The organism is Pseudomonas sp. MWU13-2100 (genome assembly GCF_023242365.1).
Classification (GTDB): domain Bacteria; phylum Pseudomonadota; class Gammaproteobacteria; order Pseudomonadales; family Pseudomonadaceae; genus Aquipseudomonas.
The window spans coordinates 1-1,304 of record NZ_JALLIX010000112.1 but is presented as its reverse complement, the minus strand read 5'-3'; the positions used below and the strand labels follow the sequence as shown (position 1 = coordinate 1,304).

1 protein-coding gene is annotated in these 1,304 nt (G+C 59.4%); it reads left to right on the top strand.

Annotated features, from left to right (window positions below):
- Positions 1 to 391: 391 nt before the first annotated feature.
- Positions 392 to 1,304: IS21 family transposase (gene istA / locus M5B99_RS29555; RefSeq protein ID WP_248807449.1), on the top strand; the 913-nt coding region annotated here is incomplete at its 3' end.

Genomic DNA, 1,304 nt, shown 5'->3' with positions numbered 1-1,304 from the left:
GGGGAGAGCGGTTAAGGACCGGGCGATCTTCGATTGATGTCGAGATTGGCGGCGGCGCAGAGCAGGCTCACCGCGTCATCGTTCATCGCCAGCAAGCCGGCTCCTACAGGGTCGCGGTGCTTTTCCACTTTTCTGCAGGCGAAAAAAAGACCTTGAATTTCAAGGTCTTTTTTTAAGATGGTGCCCGAGGGGGACTCGAAACTAACATTAATTGCGGATTCCATGACCATCCGGACACCCATTCCACCAACATCCGGACACTGATTCCACGCTGATCCGGACACCGATTCCACGGCCATCCGGACACTTTCAGGCAGGCAGCAACGCAGGATTATTCACTACCATCGGCCTCTTTTCTCGAAGCGAAGAGGTCGTCGTGGAGCGTATATCCATGCGTAAAATCCGAGAGGTACTGCGCCTAAAGTTCGACGTCGGCCTGTCCGTGCGCAAGATTGCGAAAAGCTTGTGTATCGGCCATTCGAGTGCGGGAGATTACCTTTGCCGCTTCGCTGCTAGCGGCCTCAAATGGCCCATCAATCTCTCCGATGCTGAACTGAATCGGTGCCTTTTTCCGCCGACAGTGCCTGCACCAAGCGATCAACGTCCGACGCCGGACTGGGCTCATGTCCACGCCGAGTTGCGCCGCCCCGGCGTAACTCTGGCCCTGCTTTGGCAAGAGTATCGACTCGCTCACCCGCAAGGCTTCCAGTACAGCTGGTTCTGCGAGCACTACCGCCTCTGGGCCGCCAAGGTCGATGTGGTCATGCGCCAGGAGCACCGCGCCGGCGAAAAGCTGTTCGTCGATTACGCTGGCCAGACCGTGCTGGTCATCGACCGGCAGAGCGGAGAGATCCGCCAAAGCCAGATCTTCGTTGCCGTTCTCGGCGCCTCCAGCTACACCTTCGCCGAGGCCACCTGGTCGCAGAAACTACCTGATTGGCTGGGCTCACACGCCCGCTGCTTCGCTTTTCTTGGCGGCACATCGCAGATCTTGGTGCCGGACAATCTGCTCAGCGGCGTCACCAAGGCTCATCGCTACGAGCCAGATATCAACCCGAGTTACCGCGATCTAGCCGAGCACTACGGTGTCGCCGTGCTGCCCGCTCGCGCCCGTAAACCTCGGGACAAGGCCAAGGTCGAAGTTGGCGTGCAAGTGGTCGAGCGCTGGATCTTGGCGGCCTTGCGCAACCGCCAGTTCTTCTCGCTGGGCGAACTCAACACGGCGATCAGCGTGCTCCTCGATCGCCTCAACCATAGGCCCTTCAAGAAGCTACCCGGTTCGCGCCGCTCGACCTTCGAAGCCC